General features: G+C 52.4%; 15 protein-coding genes. 6 read left to right on the top strand and 9 right to left on the bottom strand.

Features of this window, described 5'->3' with window-relative positions:
• Positions 1–60: 60 nt before the first annotated feature.
• The 3 genes from OGY10_RS18400 (at position 61) to ldtC (ending at position 5,812) form a co-directional block, all read left to right on the top strand.
• Positions 61–1,125, top strand: a complete 1,065-nt coding sequence (locus OGY10_RS18400) for an acyltransferase family protein (RefSeq protein WP_032943025.1) — start codon at positions 61–63, stop codon at positions 1,123–1,125.
• Between the two features lie 119 nt (positions 1,126–1,244).
• Positions 1,245–4,691: a transcription-repair coupling factor gene (gene mfd, locus OGY10_RS18395; RefSeq protein WP_079935354.1), complete on the top strand. Its 3,447-nt coding sequence runs from the start codon at positions 1,245–1,247 to the stop codon at positions 4,689–4,691.
• Between the two features lie 155 nt (positions 4,692–4,846).
• Positions 4,847–5,812, top strand: a complete 966-nt coding sequence (ldtC, locus tag OGY10_RS18390; protein ID WP_032944376.1) for a L,D-transpeptidase LdtC — start codon at positions 4,847–4,849, stop codon at positions 5,810–5,812.
• A gap of 86 nt (positions 5,813–5,898) precedes the next feature.
• On the opposite strand, the gene bhsA is transcribed toward ldtC, so the two are convergent.
• Positions 5,899–6,156 (bottom strand): multiple stress resistance protein BhsA, encoded by a 258-nt coding sequence (gene bhsA, locus OGY10_RS18385; RefSeq protein WP_003030810.1) that lies wholly within the window; start codon positions 6,154–6,156, stop codon positions 5,899–5,901.
• A gap of 243 nt (positions 6,157–6,399) precedes the next feature.
• Between bhsA and comR the strand changes: the two genes are divergently transcribed.
• Both comR and OGY10_RS18375 read left to right on the top strand, forming a co-directional pair.
• Entirely contained in the window at positions 6,400–7,035 is a 636-nt protein-coding gene (gene comR, locus OGY10_RS18380; protein WP_008784432.1) for a TetR family copper-responsive transcriptional repressor ComR, read from the top strand.
• Positions 7,036–7,289: 254 nt separating this feature from the next.
• Positions 7,290–9,470, top strand: coding sequence for a TonB-dependent siderophore receptor (locus OGY10_RS18375; RefSeq protein ID WP_103014556.1), 2,181 nt, complete (start codon positions 7,290–7,292; stop codon positions 9,468–9,470).
• A gap of 57 nt (positions 9,471–9,527) precedes the next feature.
• Here the strand turns inward: OGY10_RS18375 and OGY10_RS18370 are convergent, their stop codons facing one another.
• From OGY10_RS18370 to hinT, 8 genes are all read right to left on the bottom strand, one after another.
• The gene (locus OGY10_RS18370; RefSeq protein ID WP_003030814.1) at positions 9,528–10,067 is read right to left on the bottom strand and encodes a glycine zipper 2TM domain-containing protein; all 540 of its coding nucleotides are present in this window, start codon (positions 10,065–10,067) and stop codon (positions 9,528–9,530) included.
• 168 nt (positions 10,068–10,235) lie between these two features.
• Entirely contained in the window at positions 10,236–11,540 is a 1,305-nt protein-coding gene (gene ndh / locus OGY10_RS18365) for an NADH-quinone dehydrogenase (RefSeq protein ID WP_003832263.1), read from the bottom strand.
• A 236-nt stretch (positions 11,541–11,776) separates the two neighbouring features.
• Entirely contained in the window at positions 11,777–12,319 is a 543-nt protein-coding gene (gene ycfP, locus OGY10_RS18360) for an alpha/beta hydrolase YcfP (protein WP_003030817.1), read from the bottom strand.
• Between the two features lie 21 nt (positions 12,320–12,340).
• Positions 12,341–13,366 carry a beta-N-acetylhexosaminidase gene (nagZ, locus tag OGY10_RS18355; protein ID WP_103014555.1) on the bottom strand — a complete coding sequence of 342 codons (1,026 nt, stop codon included), beginning with the start codon at positions 13,364–13,366 and terminating at the stop codon, positions 12,341–12,343.
• A gap of 10 nt (positions 13,367–13,376) precedes the next feature.
• Positions 13,377–14,201 carry a thiamine kinase gene (thiK, locus tag OGY10_RS18350; RefSeq protein WP_071444742.1) on the bottom strand — a complete coding sequence of 275 codons (825 nt, stop codon included), beginning with the start codon at positions 14,199–14,201 and terminating at the stop codon, positions 13,377–13,379.
• Positions 14,182–14,823 carry a penicillin-binding protein activator LpoB gene (gene lpoB / locus OGY10_RS18345; RefSeq protein ID WP_057066440.1) on the bottom strand — a complete coding sequence of 214 codons (642 nt, stop codon included), beginning with the start codon at positions 14,821–14,823 and terminating at the stop codon, positions 14,182–14,184. The genes thiK and lpoB overlap by 20 nt, the downstream gene beginning before the upstream one ends.
• A 13-nt stretch (positions 14,824–14,836) precedes the next feature.
• The gene (locus tag OGY10_RS18340) at positions 14,837–15,211 is read right to left on the bottom strand and encodes a YcfL family putative periplasmic lipoprotein (protein ID WP_008784425.1); all 375 of its coding nucleotides are present in this window, start codon (positions 15,209–15,211) and stop codon (positions 14,837–14,839) included.
• Between the two features lie 2 nt (positions 15,212–15,213).
• Entirely contained in the window at positions 15,214–15,573 is a 360-nt protein-coding gene (gene hinT, locus OGY10_RS18335) for a purine nucleoside phosphoramidase (RefSeq protein WP_003030826.1), read from the bottom strand.
• 349 nt (positions 15,574–15,922) lie between these two features.
• Between hinT and fhuE the strand changes: the two genes are divergently transcribed.
• Positions 15,923–18,088, top strand: a complete 2,166-nt coding sequence (fhuE, locus tag OGY10_RS18330) for a ferric-rhodotorulic acid/ferric-coprogen receptor FhuE (protein ID WP_191226156.1) — start codon at positions 15,923–15,925, stop codon at positions 18,086–18,088.
• Positions 18,089–18,109: the final 21 nt, after the last annotated feature.

Raw genomic sequence — 18,109 nt, 5'->3', positions numbered from 1 at the left:
GCGCACAGCGGGTTGCGCAGGATGGCAGGCTATAGCCAACAATATGGATACGCCGTCTCGATGAAGAAAAAAGAACTATGGATTAATCAAATCAAAGGATTATGTATTTGTCTGGTGGTGATTTACCACTCGGTAATCACGTTTTACCCGCACCTCACTACTTTTCAGCATCCGCTTTCAGAGCTGCTGAGCAAATGCTGGATTTACCTCAATTTGTACCTGGCGCCGTTTCGCATGCCGGTCTTTTTCTTTATTTCTGGGTATCTGATCCGTCGCTACATTGATAGCGTCCCGTGGCCCACCTGCGTGGATAAGCGGATCTGGAGCATTGCCTGGGTGCTGGTGCTTTGGGGAGTGGTGCAATGGCTGGCGTTAGTCGCGCTCAATAACTGGCTGGCCCCACAGCGCGATCTGAGCCATGCTGCCAACGCCGCGTATGCCGATTCGATCGCGGGTTTTACCCACGGAATGCTGACCGCCAGTACCAGCTTGTGGTATCTGTACGCGCTGATTGTCTATTTTGTTCTGTGTAAAATTTTCAGCCGCTGGGCGGTGCCGCTGTTGGCGTTATTTGTGGTGCTGAGCGTGGCGATCAATTTTGTCCCGACGCCGTGGTGGGGAATGAACAGCGTGATTCGCAATCTGCCCTGGTACAGCCTCGGTGCATGGTTTGGCGCAACGCTGATGGTATGGATCAAGGAGGTGCCCCTGCGCCGCCATGCGGTCATTGTTCTGGTTAGCGCAATCGCCGCCGTCGTAGCGTGGCTGGCAAATGTCTCACTATTACTTTCTCTGCTTTCCATTGTGCTGATCATGAAGCTGTTTTATCAATTTGAGCTGCGCTTTGGTATGCGTGAGTCCGGCCCGTTAAGCGTGATTGGTGCCAATACCATCGCCATCTACACCACCCACCGTATTCTGGTTGAGCTGTTCAGCTTAACGCTAATCCCCAAAATCAATCATACCGCCTGGCCTGCCTATGCGGAGCTGGCCCTGCTGCTGGTGTATCCGTTCGCCTGCCTGCTACTGTGCACCTTGTTTGGCCTGTTGGTACGTAAAATTTCACAAAAAACAGTGGCCGACCTGCTCTTTTCCCCGCCTTCTTTATCGGCTGTCTCGCGCTAACCCCCTACGCGCTTTTTGCCCCCATCAGGGGGCGAATCAATTTGCTTATGAGAAACGATCACGGATAATAAAGAACATTGCTTATCAGATGTATATCTAAACGAGATCCTGACAACCGAATGCCTGAACAACATCGTTACACGCTCCCGGCGAAAGCTGGCGATCAGCGCCAGTTAGGTGAGCTTACCGGTGCCGCCTGCGCAACGCTGGTCGCCGAAATCGCCGAACATCACGCGGGTCCAGTGGTCCTGATCGCGCCGGACATGCAAAATGCGCTGCGTTTGCATGATGAAATTCGTCAGTTTACTGACCAGATGGTGATGAACCTGGCCGACTGGGAAACGCTACCCTACGACAGCTTTTCTCCCCATCAGGAGATTATCTCCTCGCGGCTCTCCACGCTGTATCAACTGCCTGCCATGCAGCGCGGCGTGCTGATCGTTCCGGTAAATACACTGATGCAGCGCGTCTGTCCGCACAGCTATCTGCACGGTCATGCGCTGGTCATGAAAAAGGGCCAGCGACTTTCACGTGACGCTCTGCGCGAACAGCTGGACAGTGCGGGCTATCGCCATGTTGATCAGGTCATGGAACACGGCGAATATGCCACGCGCGGCGCGTTGTTGGATTTGTTCCCGATGGGCAGCGAGTTGCCTTATCGTCTGGATTTCTTTGATGACGAAATCGACAGCCTGCGTCTGTTTGATACCGACACCCAGCGCACGCTGGAAGAAGTCGATGCCATTAATTTGCTTCCCGCACACGAATTCCCGACTGACAAAACGGCCATCGAACTATTCCGTAGCCAGTGGCGCGATACCTTTGAGGTGAAACGCGACGCCGAACATATTTACCAGCAGGTCAGCAAAGGCACGTTACCTGCGGGTATTGAATACTGGCAACCGCTGTTTTTCAGCGAGCCGCTGCCGCCGCTGTTCAGCTACTTCCCCGCCAATACGTTATTGGTGAATACCGGTGATATCGAGACCAGCGCAGAACGCTTCCAGGCCGATACCCTGTCGCGCTTTGAAAATCGCGGTGTTGATCCGATGCGCCCGCTTCTGCCGCCGGAATCGCTGTGGCTGCGGGTTGATGAGCTGTTCTCTGAACTTAAACGCTGGCCGCGCGTTCAACTGAAAACCGAGAGTCTGGCGAACAAAGCAGCGAATACTAACCTCGGGTTCCAGAAGCTGCCGGATATCGCCGTTCAGGCACAGCAAAAAGCGCCGTTAGATGCGTTACGTAAATTCCTTGAAGGCTTCACCGGTCCGGTGATTTTCTCGGTGGAAAGTGAAGGCCGCCGTGAAGCACTTGGCGAACTGCTCGCCCGTATCAAAGTGGCGCCGAAGCGAATATTGCGACTCGATGAAGCCGTAGATAACGGTCGTTATCTGATGATTGGCGCAGCTGAGCACGGCTTCATCGATAGCAAACGCAATCTGGCGCTGATTTGTGAAAGCGATCTGCTTGGGGAACGCGTGGCGCGCCGCCGCCAGGATTCTCGTCGCACCATCAACCCGGATACGTTAATTCGTAACCTCGCAGAGCTGCATCCCGGTCAGCCGGTGGTGCATCTGGAGCATGGCGTGGGTCGTTATGCCGGTATGACCACGCTGGAAGCGGGCGGCATCACCGGTGAATATCTGATGCTCACCTATGCCAACGACGCCAAACTGTACGTGCCGGTGTCGTCACTGCATCTGATCAGCCGCTATGCAGGTGGCGCAGAAGAGAATGCGCCGCTGCATAAACTTGGCGGCGATGCCTGGTCACGTGCCCGACAGAAAGCCGCTGAGAAGGTGCGCGATGTTGCGGCAGAGCTGCTGGATATTTATGCCCAGCGCGCGGCGAAAGAAGGCTTTGCCTTTAAGCATGACCGTGAACAGTATCAGCTGTTTTGCGACAGTTTCCCGTTTGAAACCACGCCTGACCAGGCGCAGGCGATTAACGCGGTACTCAGCGATATGTGTCAACCGCTGGCCATGGACCGCCTGGTGTGCGGCGACGTCGGCTTTGGTAAAACCGAAGTCGCGATGCGCGCGGCCTTTCTCGCCGTAGAGAACCACAAGCAGGTTGCCGTGCTGGTGCCGACCACCCTGCTCGCACAGCAGCACTTCGACAACTTCCGCGACCGCTTTGCCAACTGGCCGGTACGCATTGAGATGTTGTCCCGTTTCCGTAGCGCCAAAGAGCAAGCGCAGATTCTGGAGCAAGTTGCCGAGGGAAAAATTGATATTCTCATCGGCACGCACAAACTGCTGCAAGCAGATGTGAAGTTAAAAGATCTGGGTCTGCTGATTGTCGATGAAGAGCACCGTTTCGGCGTTCGCCACAAAGAACGCATCAAGGCGATGCGCGCAGATGTCGATATTCTGACCCTGACGGCAACGCCAATTCCACGTACGCTCAATATGGCAATGAGCGGCATGCGCGATCTGTCGATTATCGCCACGCCGCCCGCTCGTCGTCTGGCGGTCAAAACCTTCGTGCGCGAATACGACAACCTGGTGGTACGCGAGGCGATCCTGCGTGAAGTTCTGCGCGGGGGACAAGTTTATTATCTGTTTAACGACGTCGAAAACATTCAGAAAACCGCTGACAGATTAGCAGAACTGGTGCCGGAAGCGCGTATTGGTATCGGTCACGGACAAATGCGCGAGCGCGAACTGGAACGCGTGATGAACGATTTCCACCATCAGCGTTTTAACGTGCTGGTGTGTACCACCATTATCGAAACCGGGATCGACATCCCCACCGCTAACACCATCATCATCGAACGAGCGGATCACTTCGGTTTAGCGCAATTACACCAGTTGCGCGGTCGTGTGGGACGTTCTCACCACCAGGCTTACGCCTGGCTGCTGACGCCGCATCCGAAAGCGATGACCACCGACGCGCAAAAACGTCTGGAAGCCATCGCCTCGCTGGAAGATTTGGGTGCAGGTTTTGCGCTGGCGACCCACGACCTCGAAATTCGCGGCGCCGGGGAATTACTGGGTGAAGATCAGAGTGGTTCCATGGAAAGCATCGGCTTCTCACTGTATATGGAACTGCTGGAAAACGCGGTCGATGCGCTCAAAGAAGGGCGTGAACCGTCACTGGAAGATCTCACCAGCCAGCAAACCGAAGTTGAACTGCGCATGCCGTCTCTGCTGCCGGATGACTATATCCCGGATGTAAACACCCGACTGTCGTTCTACAAGCGCATTGCCAGTGCGAAAGGCGAAAACGAACTGGAAGAAATTAAGGTTGAGCTGATAGACCGTTTTGGCTTGCTGCCCGACCCGGCTCGTACGCTGCTGGATATCGCCCGTTTACGCCAGCAGGCGCAGAAACTGGGGATCAGAAAGCTCGAAGGCAATGAAAAAGGCGGTACCATTGAATTTGCCGAGAAAAACCACGTCAACCCGGTCTGGCTGATTGGTTTACTGCAAAAGCAGCCGCAGCACTTCCGTCTGGACGGTCCAACCCGGCTGAAATTCATGCAGGAGTTGAGCGAGCGTAAAACGCGGATCGAATGGGTCCGCCAGTTTATGCGTCAGCTTGAAGAAAACGCCGTAGCATAAGCATAGTGAACAGGCCGGGTGAGCACACCACTCACCCGGCCTGATGAATTTACAAACTCTTTGCACTTCCCTGCACTTCCCGACACAGCAAACAGCCATAATTCTCGTTTACTTTTACATAATAAAAACCACGTAAAAACAATGGATTTATGGTGATGTTAAACAATAAACGACTCTCTCGCTGGCTCGCGTTTTTTACGCTTGCAGCGACATTCGCGTTAGCACTTCCGGCTCAGGCAAACACCTGGCCGCTGCCGCCACCGGGAAGCCGTCTGGTGGGTCAGAATGCCGTTCACGTTGTTGAAGACAATGGCGGTTCTCTGGAAGCGATTGCGAAAAAGTACAATGTCGGCTTTCTCGCGCTGCTGCAGGCCAACCCTGGCGTTGACCCTTACGTACCACGTCCGGGCAGCGTTTTGACGATCCCGTTACAAACTCTGCTACCTGATGCCCCGCGCGAAGGTATTGTTATCAACCTCGCCGAACTGCGTCTTTATTATTACCAGCCGGGGACCAATTCGGTGACCGTGTATCCTATTGGTATTGGCCAGTTAGGTGGTGACACGCTGACGCCTACGATGGTAACCACCATCTCTGATAAACGCGCCAACCCCACCTGGACGCCGACGGCAAATATCCGCGCGCGATACAAAGCAAACGGGATTGACCTGCCTGCCGTTGTGCCTGCCGGTCCGGATAACCCGATGGGCCATCATGCGATTCGCTTAGCGGCATACGGCGGCGTGTACCTGTTGCACGGTACAAATGCTGATTTTGGCATCGGAATGCGCGTCAGCTCCGGCTGTATTCGTCTGCGCGACGGTGATATAGAAACCCTGTTCCGTCAGGTAACGCCCGGAACTAAGGTCAATATTATCAATACGCCGATCAAAGCATCCGTTGAGCCTAACGGCGTGCGCCTGGTGGAAGTACACCAACCGCTGTCCGAAAAAATCAATGACGACCCGCAACTGCTGCCGATCGTGCTGAACGCGTCCATGCAGACATTTAAAAATGCGGCGCAAACAGATACCGCCGTCATGGATCATGCGATGGAGATTCGCTCTGGCATGCCGGTCGATGTGACTCGTCATCATGATGTTGCTCAACAACCGCTGTAAACGTAGTGTATAAAAAAACCCCCGCTGGATTTTATTCCGCGGGGGTTTTTTATTTAACTCGCAGTGGCATTGCGATGGGTTAAATCTTATTTGTAGATAACAGCAGTTCCGTGAAGAGTGTTAGGACCGGTAACGGAAGTAATACGGAAAGACTTCGCACCCATCTCATCGGCTTTCTGCGCCAGTTGATCTTCCAAAGAACCTAAGTTAGTCCCCGCATTCGCAGAAATAGTACCGACTTTCTCTTGGCCCGCAGGAGTGGATTGAACTTCAACAGCGGCAAAGCTTGCAAATGACAGTGAGCTAAGAACAGCAGCAACAAACAGTGTTTTTACGTTTTTCATGATAGTGACCTTTAGCAGATGAATGGGTGTCGAAAATATTAACTTAACGATCGATAGGTAAATCATAGATGTGATCCAGGTCACACGTCAACATTTTTTTATAATGATCGTTATATAAAATATAAAGGTCTTATTTTTCATACTAATAGCTATAAATTATTTTTATCGTGAATCCGCTGGAGTGTGCAGTCGAATATTTTTATAATGGTTATTCAATAAACCCAACAAAGGTACATCGGCGCCATGACAACTGAAACGACAGGTTGTGCAAAAAAAAGCCGTGGCCGACCAAAAGTGTTCGACAGGGAAGCCGCGCTTGATAAGGCCATGACACTCTTCTGGCAGCACGGATATGAAGCGACCTCGCTCGCCGATCTCGTGGAAGCCACCGGCGCAAAAGCGCCCACGCTGTATGCGGAGTTCACCAATAAAGAAGGGTTGTTCCGTGCCGTACTGGACCGCTACATCACCCGCTTTGCGGCGAAACACGAAGCTCAGCTGTTTTGTGAAGAAAAAAGCCTTGAGTCCGCACTGGAAGACTATTTCACCGCTATAGCGACCTGCTTTACCAGCAAGGACACCCCGGCGGGATGTTTCATGATTAATACTTCTGCGACGCTGGCAGCCTCTTCCCGCGATATTGCACACACGGTGAAATCCCGCCATGCAATGCAGGAACAGACGCTTACCCAGTTCCTTCACCAGCGCCAGCAACGAGGCGAAATTCCGGCCCATTGCGACGTGCAAAAACTGGCCGAATACCTGAACTGTATTTTACAAGGTATGTCGATCAGCGCCCGTGAAGGCGCAACGTTTGAAAAACTGATGCAGATCGCACACACAACCCTGCGACTGTGGCCCGAACTCGTCAAAGCTTAAGCCTTTCCCGCAATTCCCCCCTGTACTCACACCACCGGGAGCTGATAAAGCCCCCGGTTAGATTCCCGTTCTATTGTCCCTACATTTCTCATTGTTTTCATCGTGTTACCCGATCATTTTTTGTAAAAAGTATTGATAACGACAATTATTATCAGCAATATTCGCATTTGTTTTAATGCCTGTTTCACAATGTAACCATCGGTTTCTCTACCGCTATAACAAAAACAGACCGACTTTTTTTAAAAGGAATACAAATGCATAAGCGTCTCTGGGTGCTCAATCCTCTTCTGTTATCTTTAACTCTACCCGCTGTTGCGGCTGAGGAAGAGAACCTCATCGTCAGCGCCAACCGTAGCCAGCGCACCGTGGCAGAAATGGCGCAAACGACATGGGTTATTGAAGGAAGCGAGATTGAACAACAGGTTCAGGGAGGAAAAGAGTTCAAGGATGTTCTTGCTCAGCTAATCCCAGGAATCGATGTTAGTAGCCAGGGACGCACAAACTACGGCATGAACATGCGCGGTCGCGCCATTGTCGTGCTAATTGACGGCGTCCGTCTGAACTCCTCGCGAACCGACAGCCGTCAGCTTGACTCCATTGACCCATTTAACATTGCGCATATTGAAGTCATTTCAGGCGCAACCTCTCTTTATGGCGGTGGCAGTACCGGCGGATTAATCAACATTGTCACCAAAAAAGGTCAGCCGGAGCGTGAAGTAGAACTCGAACTGGGGAGCAAAAGCGGCTTCAACAATAGCAACGATCATGATGAACGCGTTGCCGCGGCGGTGAGTGGCGGAACCGATCGCGCTTCCGGGCGTATGTCCGTCGCGTATCAACGATTTGGCGGCTGGTATGACGGTAATCACGATGCCCTGCTGCTCGATAACACCCAAACCGGGTTACAGCACTCCGATCGTCTGGACGTCATGGGCACAGGGACGATTGAACTTGACGACAACCGTCAGTTGCAACTGGTTACGCAGTACTATAAAAGTCAGGGGGATGACGATTACGGGCTGGATCTCGGCGAGAACATGTCCGCCGTGACCGGAAACGGCAAAGCATATACCAGCAGCGGACTGAATTCCGATCGTATTCCCGGCACCGAACGTCATCTTATTAGTCTGCAATATTCAGATGCAGATTTTTTTGGCCAGAACCTGGTCAGCCAAATCTATTACCGTGACGAATCGCTGAAATTCTACCCCTTCCCTACGCTCAGCAAAGGCAAAGTCACCAGTTTCTCCGCATCACAGCAGGACACCGACCAGTTTGGTGCCAAAATTACCCTCAACAGCCAGTTGATGGATAACTGGGAGCTGACGTGGGGTGTCGATGCCGATCACGAAACCTTCGACTCCAATCAGAAATTCTTCGATCTGGCCTGGTCCCTGCCCTCCGGCGGTATGGATAACCGTACAGCTTATACCACCGGGCGTTACCCCGGTTACAGCATCACCAACTTCGCGCCTTTCCTGCAAAACAGCTATGACATTAACGATATCTTTACCCTCAGCGCCGGCGTGCGCTATCAGTGGACCGAAAACAGGGTTGATGATTTCGTTGGCTATGCTCAACAGCAGGGAATCGCGACCGGGCTTGCGAACTCTGCCGATACCATTCCAGGCGGCAAAACCGATTACGATAATTTCCTGTTCAACGCCGGTATCCTTGCCCACCTGACCGACCGTCAGCAAACGTGGTTTAACTTTTCTCAGGGCGTGGAGCTTCCGGACCCAGGGAAATATTACGGTAACGGTACCTATTCGCTGGTTGGCGATCATTACCAGCTCCAGCGCAGCGTCAACGTGGCGGATTCACGTCTGGAAGGGATTAAAGTTAACTCGTACGAACTGGGGTGGCGCTATACCGGCGATAGTCTGCGCACGCAACTGGCCGCTTACTACTCGACTTCAGATAAATCGATCGTTATCAACCGCAGCGATATGACCATTAACGTTCAGCCCGACGATCGCCGCATTTATGGCCTTGAAGGTGCGGTGGATTATTTCATTGCGGACACGGACTGGAGCCTGGGTGGCAACTTCAACGTCATTAAATCGGAAGTGAAACAGAACGGTAAATGGCAAAAATGGGATGTCACGCTGGCCTCACCGTCAAAAGCAACCGCGTGGGTCGGCTGGGCACCAGAACCGTGGACCTTGCGCGTACAGAGCCAGCAAACATTTGATCTGACCGACGCCAGCGGTAACAAGCTGGATGGCTATAACACGATGGACTTTATCGGCAGCTATCAGCTCCCGTTGGGTAAGCTGACCTTCAGCGTGGAAAACCTGCTGAATGAAGAGTACACCACACTGTGGGGACAACGTGCGCCACTACTGTATAGCCCAACCTACGGCAGCCCGTCACTGTATGAATACAAGGGCCGGGGTCGTACTTTTGGTCTGAACTACGCCTTAACCTTCTGATAAAAAAAGCCCCCCAGCCTGAGCGAATGGGGGGCTAATGTTCAGGATAATGCTATTTTACGCTTTGTTATTCAGTACCAACTGTCCGTTGTTATCCAACGGAATTTGCGCGCCGGGGTCCTTATCCATACGGATTTTCCCCTGCTGATCGCCAATTTTGTACGTCACGTCGTAGCCCAGCATCTTTTCAGATTTGTCATACACCGTTTTACAACGCTGCTGCGTGGTGGTGTAAGTATCGTTTTCCTGCATCGAACCCTGAATCTGGTTACCTGCATAGCCGCCGCCTAAAGCACCGGCCACGGTGGCAATATCTTTACCACGTCCGCCGCCAAACTGATGCCCAATTACACCACCCGCAACCGCGCCCAGTACGGAACCCGCGATACGGTTTTCATCTTGTACCGGCTTGCGGTGGGTGACCGTTACGTTCCGGCACTCCTGACGCGGTGTTTTTACCGACTCTTTAATCGGTGTTGCAGAGACAACTTGCGCATACTGTGGGCCACGCTCGAAAACGTTCAGACTGGCCACCGCTGCAACACCCAGCGCAGCAGCTACGCCAATCCCTATACCCGCCAACATTGATTTATTCACGGGACTACCTCCTTTTTTGCTATTAGCAACAACTTTGCAACAGAAGGTAAGGAATGCCAATCAGATTACGGATGAAAATAGCGGGAGGTGGAGAGAAAGCGGAATGATTCAGACAACTCTGAAGGAAGGCGTCGGATGCGTAAAATCATCCGACGCCACAGGTCGATATTAATGCAGTTTCAGACGCGGGCGAATCACCCGGTTGATACTGCCGACCAGCATCATCAGGCCGGTTTTGAAGTAGCCGTGCAAAGCAATCTGGTGCATGCGGTACAGTGAGATGTACACAAAGCGCGCAATACGTCCTTCCACCATCATCGAACCACGGGTCAGGTTGCCCATCAGGCTACCCACGGTAGAGAAGTTAGAGAGCGAGACCAGAGAGCCGTGATCTTTGTACTGATACGCTTTCAGCGGCTTACCGTTCATCTGTGCCAGAATATTGTTCATCGCGCAGGTCGCCATCTGGTGTGCTGCCTGAGCGCGCGGAGGCACAAAACCGCCTTCCGGGCGAGCGCAGGAAGCGCAGTCGCCAATCGCGTACACGTCAGGATCGCGCGTGCTCTGCAGAGTTGGCTCAACCACCAGTTGGTTAATACGGTTCGTTTCCAGACCGCCAATGTCTTTCATAAAGTCTGGCGCTTTGATACCCGCCGCCCACACCATCAGATCGGCTTTAATGTATTCGCCATCTTTGGTGTGCAGTCCCCCTTCGTCAGCGCTGGTTACCATCGTCTGGGTCAGTACGCGTACGCCCAGTTTGGTCAACTCATTATGCGCAGCACCGGAAATACGCGGCGGCAACGCAGGCAGAATACGCTCACCGGCTTCGACCAGCGTAACGTTCAGCGCGTCATTGGTCAGCCCTTTGTAACCATAGCTGTGCAGTTGTTTTACCGCATTGTGCAGCTCAGCGGAGAGTTCAACACCCGTCGCACCGCCACCCACAATGGCGATATTCACTTTTCCGTTAGCGCCCAGATTCGCGGAATACTTCAGGAACAGATTCAGCATCTCCTGGTGGAAACGACGCGCCTGATGCGGGTTATCGAGGAAAATGCAGTTTTCTTTCACGCCAGGGGTGTTAAAATCGTTGGACGTACTGCCCAACGCCATCACCAGCGTGTCATACGGCACTTTACGCTCAGGAACCAGCAGCTCACCCTTCTCATCGCGCAGCTCAGCGAGAGTAATGGTCTTCGCTTCACGATCGATATCCACCACCGAGCCTAACTGGAACTGGAAGCCATGGTTACGGGCATGAGCCAAATAACTCAGCGCATCCACACCTTCGTCCAGTGAACCCGTCGCCACTTCATGCAGTAACGGTTTCCACAAGTGACTGTGGTTTCTGTCTACCAGTGTGATTTTGGCCTTTTTCTTACGCCCGAGTTTTTTACCCAGCTGCGTCGCCATTTCCAGTCCGCCAGCACCGCCGCCGACAATCACGATCCTTTTCAATGGTGTAGTCAACGTGACCCCCTCAAATTTATTAACCAATTGTTAATTAAAAGTTATGAGTATAGCCTTTAATTAACAACAAGTTACGGTAATGAAAATGTTCTTCGAGAGTGAGAATAACACGAACGGTGCATTGGTCATACCAAAATTGATATGTATCAAGTTTTGATGCTGAAAAGATAGACAACCGGAACTTTAAGAACAAAAAAAACAGCCTGGCGGCTGTTTTTTTAAACGCTCAATAAGGATTAACCTAACGTCTTGAACGCTTTAATGCGCTGCAAATGCGGAGAGATATTCTTAAACTTATGCGTCTGCTCTTCGTCCCAGACTATCTCGTAAAAATGATGCAGCTCTTCCGACGAACGCTGACTGTTAAGCGCTTCATCATGACGTGACAGGATCACCAGGCAGCGATCGCGATTCTTCTCACGGAAATTGGTCACGCATTTTGTTGCGATGTCTGCATACTCCTCAGGTCTGTCGATTTTGCCTTCCATGTTCTCATACGGGAACAGGTTGGGATTAAACACTACCTGACGAATATCACACAGGAAACCAATCCGTTCAGCCCAATATCCCCCGAGCCCCACACCACAAATCAGCGGACGGTCATCCACATTCAGCTGCAGCATTTTGTCCACTTCTTTCAGCAGATGCTGCATATCATGTTTAGGATGCCGCGTACTGTAGCTAATCAGCCTGACATCCGGGTCGATGAATTGCAGCTGCAACACCTTCTCATGGTTGCCCGGGCTGTTAGAGTCAAAACCGTGTAAATAGATAATCATCGCATCCTCGCCAAACTTGCGTTAATGACCTGCTTTCTCTTCCTGCCAGCGCTCATGAAGTTGGTTAAGCTGAGTGCTTACCGTCTTCCAGCGTGCCGAGTCCATCAGTTCCTGACGTGAAAATGAACCTTTATGATACAAACGTGTAACACGTTCTGCATTGATCGGCGACAGATTATCTAACACACTGACCGCTCCCTTACGATTATTGCAGACCAGGATCATATCGCAACCTGCATCCAGCGATGCCTGTCCACGCTCCGCATAGCTTCCCATAATCGCCGCCCCTTCCATCGACAAATCGTCGGAGAAAATGACACCATCGAAGCCAAGCTCCTGGCGTAGCACCGTTTTCAACCAGTGAGGTGAGCCACTCGCCGGACGCGGATCGACATCACTGTAGATGACATGCGCAGGCATAATGGCATCCAGTTTGTTTTCCGTAATCAACGTCTGGAACACGGACATATCTTTCGCACGAATCTCGGCTTCTGGGCGTGGATCGGTTGGCGTTTCTTTGTGTGAATCCGCCGTCACCGCCCCATGTCCTGGGAAATGTTTACCGGTCGTTTTCATGCCAGCAGCATGCATCCCGTCAATGAAGCGGGTCGCCATCGCCAGCGCTTTTAGCGGATCGGCATGGTAAGAACGCTCGCCGATTGCCGCGCTGATATGGCCCACATCCAGCACGGGTGCAAAGCTGATATCAATGTCCATCGCGATCATTTCGCTGGCCATCAACCACCCGGCGTCCTGAGCCAGTTTGCCGCCCTCTTCCAGGCCGTGCAACGCAGCAAAGGATTGAGCCGCAGGCAGGCGGGTAAAGCCCTCACGAAAACGCTGTACGCGTCCACCTTCCTGATCTACCGCCACCACCAGATGGTTACGTGACGCAGCCCGGATCTGACGCACTAATTCACGCAGCTGTTCCGGGTCATGATAATTTCGGGTAAAGAGGATCAACCCACCTACCAGCGGATGTGCCAGAATCTCACGCTCTTCAGCGTCCAGCTCATACCCTTCGACATCCAACATTACTGGGCCCACACTGCTCTCCTTATCCTTTCATTGTTAGCTGCCGCCAGGTTTCATCGGCCAGCCTGATAAATTGTCGATCGCCGGTTTGCCGCCAGCGATACTCAAACCACCCCGCCTTCAGCATCATTATCCAGGGTTGCCATTGTCTGACCTGTCGCCACAAAACGTCTGGCTCAATGTGCGCTCGTTGGGCGTAGGTGCTAACCAACTGTTGGTGCTGGGATTCATCGCTAACCCATACTGCCGCCAGCTCCAGGGCAATATCACCGTCTCCGGCGTATTCCCAGTCAATCAGCCGCAACCCTGAAGTTGTACGTACGATGTTGTCACCGTGAACATCCATATGCAGCGGCCCCAGACGCAAAGGTCGAGGCTCACCTCGTTTCCTTAGCCGCTTCAGCGCGCGCAGCCAGCATGGTGTACGACGCGCCGGATCGCCACACTGCCAGTACTGTTCAAGTAGCGGAAGCAGGCTGATTCGCCAGCCCAATCGGGGTTGCTGGTGCAGATGATACAGTAAGCCTGCGAGTTCGTCGGCGTCCGGTAATCTGGATTCTACCTTACCGTGAAAAAACTCGACTGCCATCCACCCACGCGTATAAAAGTGAGGACGTGGCGCAAGGCTTTCTGGCAGGTGTTTTAGCGCATGATATTGGCGTAAGAAATGAGATTCCGGCGCGTCAGGATCGTGATGGCAGCGCAGTACCAGCCGGTGGGAACGGTGTTCAATGATGCAGCTCCCGCCGCTCAGACCGGTTTGGCTGGTTGCGACGGGATGATACTGCGGGAAATAGCGCGACAACACTTCGCCGCGCGTGAGTCTGTTATTGTTGCTGAACGGCACCTTTACCTGACCAGATTATCTCGCCAGTTTGTACCAGCATTAATTGCATTTGCAGCGCAGGCGAATTGACGTTGCCGGATGCGCTGGAATAAAGCACATACTGCGCGCCAACGTTACGGGCGATACCAATCGCTTTACTGCGCGTTCCCAAACTGTCATTCGGCGACAGACCTAACTGCTGTTTGGCGACAGCCAGCTGTTGGGCAGAAATCAGCGTAAACTTACCGTTATTCGCCAGCGCGTTACGTAAGGTTTCGGTGGCTTCACCCGCGTTCAACGAGCCGTTGGTGCGGTTATTCACGCTATCAACCAGCAGAACGCCGCCCGCTTTGACGCCGTCTGCCTGCAGCATTTTGCCGACCATCGGCTGCATAGCCCCGTTCCAGTCATAGTGACGTTGACGTGGCGTAGGCTGCGCCGTTTGGTCTTCATGCTCAATTGGACCCGGCTGCTGCGGTATGCTTGGCACCGTTGGCACAACCGGCACCGGCTGTTGCGGCTGCGCAGGCTGTTCCGGTACCGGCTTCACTTCCTCTACCGGCGCGGGCTCACGTTGCACCACACAGCCTGAGAGAAACATCGCCAGCGCGGCAATCAGTGCGTAGCGATTCATTTTGTTCATCAAGATTCACCCCTTACAAATAAAGATAAAGTCTAACCTTGTGCGCCCCCAGAAAATTGGCGCTGCCGTACAGCGTCACCGACGAATGAGCCGGAATAGTCACACTGCGTGGCGCTTCCAGAGGGTGCATTTCCAGCCCTCTGGCGTCATACCAGTAAAACCGATAATGAACGGTAACGGGTTCTTGCCTTTCGTTATAGAGTCGCGAGGATGCCGAGGCCTGAATATCAGACGTTGTTAACGTGGGCTGCTCTGCTGTAATACCCGCCGCCAGAATTGTTGATTCCATCACCAGCGACTGTTCATCACTTACCGGGATTTCAGGATGTGTTCGACAACCCGCCAGCAACAACAAACCTAGTGAAAGCGCAATGCATCCTCTGGTCATGCTTACAGACCTTTATGCGCAAGCATTGGGCCAAGCGCACGTCCACCCAGCAGGTGCATATGAATGTGATACACCTCCTGCCCCCCGTGGCGGTTGGTGTTCATGATTAAGCGGTACCCATCTGCAGCAATGCCTTCCTGCTCAGCAATTTTCGCCGCAACGGTGATCATGCGGCCCAATGCCTGTTCATGTTCCGCCGTCACATCATTGACAGTGGGGATCAGAATGTTAGGAATGATCAGGATATGCGTTGGTGCCTGAGGGGAAATATCACGAAACGCAGTGACCAGTTCATCCTGGTATACGATATCCGACGGAATCTCACGACGAATAATTTTGCTGAATATAGTTTCTTCTGCCACGACGTTTTCCTTTTTCATTAACAGCCCAAGCGTTTTGCCATGCTACGCCGGGTAACTCTGCGAGTATAGAGTATGAGCGAGTTACTCACGCTCTTTCAACTTTAACCCTCGATTTTTTAAGCGAAAACCCCAGTCAGTGCTGCTCTTATAACCATTTCCCTGCGCTATTGCTCAAGCATAGTACTGAAACAATATTTCATTTATGCCGTAGCATCTGTTTACACATTGAGTGCTAATGCGTATATTTCGCATTTGTATTTACATGCGCATTTAATAATTTACAACCAAAGGGTTCATCACAACTACCGGTGATTTGAACTTAATATTAATAATTATCAAGGACTTTTCGATGTCTTTCACAACACTCAACGGGAATGTTCAACGCCAACCGGGCCTTGCCCCTTCTTTGCTGGCAGCATGCATCACGCTAGCGCTTTTACCTTCCACCAGCCTCGCAGCCCCTGCTGAAGAGACAGTGATCGTGGAGGGTTCTGCTCCAGCCGCATCCAGTGAGGAGCAGGATTACAGCGTTAAATCGACGACCGCTGGCACAAAAATGCAGATGACACAGCGCGATATCCCGCAATCAGTCAGCATTGTCAGCCAGCAGCGCATGGAAGATCAGCAGTTGCAAACGCTGGGCGATGTGATGGATAACACGTTGGGGATAAGCAAAAGCCAGGCGGATTCAGATCGCAGCAGCTATTACTCGCGCGGATTTCAGATTGATAACTATATGGTCGATGGGATCCCGACCTATTTTGAATCCCGCTGGAATCTCGGTGACGCCCTTTCTGACACCGCCCTTTTTGAGCGTGTCGAAGTGGTCCGTGGCGCAAACGGGCTAATGACCGGGACGGGTAACCCTTCAGCCTCCATTAACATGATCCGTAAGCATGCCACCAGCCGCGAGTTCACCGGTAATGTTTCAGCGGAATATGGCAGTTGGAACAAACAACGCTATGTGACCGATCTGCAAAGCCCGCTTACAGCAGACGGCAACGTGCGCGGCCGCATCGTGGCGGGTTACCAGAATAACGACTCCTGGCTTGATCGCTACAATAGCGAAAAAATGTTCTTCTCCGGGATTGTCGATGCCGATTTGGGTGACACCACCAGCCTGTCTGCGGGCTATGAATATCAGCGCATTGATATCAACAGCCCAACCTGGGGTGGATTGCCGCGCTGGAATACCGATGGCAGTAAAAACAGCTACGACCGCTCGCGTAGCACTGCGCCGGACTGGGCTTACAACGATAAAGACTTCAACAAAGTGTTTGTCACCATCAAACAACGTTTTGCCGATACCTGGCAGGCGACCATGAACGCCACCCACTCCGAGGTCAAGTTCGACAGTAAAATGATGTACGTCGATGCCTATGTTAATAAGGCCGACGGCACGCTGATTGGCCCATATGGTAACGTCGGAGGAACCGGCTGGAACAGCGGCAAACGTAAAGTGGATGCTGTCGATCTATTTGCCGACGGCGGTTACGATCTGTTTGGTCGTCAGCATAATCTGATGCTGGGCGGCAGCTACAGTAAACAGAATAACCGTTATGAAAGCTCGTGGGCGAACGTTTTCCCCAACGAAATCGGCAGCTTCTATACCTACGATGGTAACTTCCCGGAAACCAACTGGAACCCGCAGTCATTGGCTCAGGACGATACCACGCACATGAAATCGCTATACGCCGCAACGCGTATTTCGCTGGCCGACCCACTGCATTTGATTGTTGGCGCACGTTACACCAACTGGCGTATCGACACCCTGACCTACAGCATGGAGCAAAACCACACCACGCCGTATGCGGGTCTGGTCTATGACATTGACGATAACTGGTCTACCTACGCCAGCTATACCTCAATCTTCCAGCCGCAGAACAAGCGCGACAGTTCCGGTAAATATCTATCTCCGATCACCGGCAACAACTATGAGCTTGGCCTGAAGTCCGACTGGATGAACAGCCGTTTAACCACCACGCTCGCGGTGTTCCGCATTGAACAGGATAACGTAGCGCAATCAACCGGTGTGCCAATCGCCGGTAGCAATGGCGACACGGCCTTTAAAGCGATGGATGGTACGGTCAGCAAAGGGGTCGAATTCGAGATTAACGGTGCGATCACCGATAACTGGCAGATGACGTTTGGTGCGACACGCTATGTTGCAGAAGACAACGAAGGCAATGCAGTAAACCCAAACCTGCCGCGGACCACGGTAAAACTGTTTACCCGTTATCGCCTGCCAGCCATGCCGGAACTGACCGTCGGCGGTGGAGTTAACTGGCAGAATCGTGTTTACAGCGATACGGTCACGCCTTATGGCACATTCCGCGCGGAACAAGGAAGCTACGCCCTGGTAGATTTGTTCACCCGCTACCAGGTAACAAAAAACTTCTCAGTGCAGGGTAACCTTAATAACCTGTTCGATAAAACCTACGACACGAATATCGACGGTTCTATCGTTTATGGTGAGCCGCGTAACGTCAGCGTTACCGCCAGCTATCAGTTCTGACACCGGGTATTGCGTAGAATC

Origin of the sequence: Citrobacter sp. Cpo148 (assembly GCF_030332375.1) — a bacterium.
GTDB classification, from domain to species: domain Bacteria; phylum Pseudomonadota; class Gammaproteobacteria; order Enterobacterales; family Enterobacteriaceae; genus Citrobacter; species Citrobacter portucalensis.
Note: the sequence above shows the minus strand (reverse complement) of the source record. Positions and strands in the feature narration are given on the sequence as shown.

Bases quoted from the DNA above. Each gene is read 5' to 3' on its own strand.
- OGY10_RS18400 (WP_032943025.1), top strand. From the start codon at position 61: ATGAAGAAAAAAGAACTATGGATTAATCAAATCAAAGGATTATGTATT.
- mfd (WP_079935354.1), top strand. From the start codon at position 1,245: ATGCCTGAACAACATCGTTACACGCTCCCGGCGAAAGCTGGCGATCAG.
- ldtC (WP_032944376.1), top strand. From the start codon at position 4,847: ATGTTAAACAATAAACGACTCTCTCGCTGGCTCGCGTTTTTTACGCTT.
- bhsA (WP_003030810.1), bottom strand. From the start codon at position 6,156: ATGAAAAACGTAAAAACACTGTTTGTTGCTGCTGTTCTTAGCTCACTG.
- comR (WP_008784432.1), top strand. From the start codon at position 6,400: ATGACAACTGAAACGACAGGTTGTGCAAAAAAAAGCCGTGGCCGACCA.
- OGY10_RS18375 (WP_103014556.1), top strand. From the start codon at position 7,290: ATGCATAAGCGTCTCTGGGTGCTCAATCCTCTTCTGTTATCTTTAACT.
- ycfP (WP_003030817.1), bottom strand. From the start codon at position 12,319: ATGATTATCTATTTACACGGTTTTGACTCTAACAGCCCGGGCAACCAT.
- lpoB (WP_057066440.1), bottom strand. From the start codon at position 14,823: ATGAACAAAATGAATCGCTACGCACTGATTGCCGCGCTGGCGATGTTT.
- OGY10_RS18340 (WP_008784425.1), bottom strand. From the start codon at position 15,211: ATGACCAGAGGATGCATTGCGCTTTCACTAGGTTTGTTGTTGCTGGCG.
- fhuE (WP_191226156.1), top strand. From the start codon at position 15,923: ATGTCTTTCACAACACTCAACGGGAATGTTCAACGCCAACCGGGCCTT.